Annotated in this window: 1 pseudogene; it reads left to right on the top strand. The window is 62.7% G+C overall.

The features are described from left to right. Nucleotides 1–255: pseudogene (locus AB4Y32_RS40625) on the top strand (epoxide hydrolase); the annotation flags it as partial.

Here is a 255-nt window from a genome sequence, read left to right as displayed (position 1 = left end):
GCGGCGATCTCGGCGGCATTGTCACGAACATCATGGGCAAACAGGCGCCGCCCGAGTTGATCGGCATTCACGTGAATTTCCCTGCCTCCGTTCCGGCCGAGATACTGAAGTCGCTGGCGGCGGGCGATCCGATGCCTGCCGGCTTATCGGACGAGGAGAAGCACGCGTACGAGCAATTGAGCGCCAACTTCAAGAAGAAGCGCGGCTACGCGTTCGAAATGGCCACGCGCCCGCAGACGCTCTACGGACTCGCCG

It is taken from the genome of Paraburkholderia phymatum (assembly GCF_040965635.1).
GTDB classification, from domain to species: Bacteria; Pseudomonadota; Gammaproteobacteria; order Burkholderiales; family Burkholderiaceae; genus Paraburkholderia; species Paraburkholderia phymatum_B.
The sequence above is the reverse complement of the archived record's forward strand: the minus strand, read 5'-3'. Positions and strand labels throughout refer to the sequence as shown.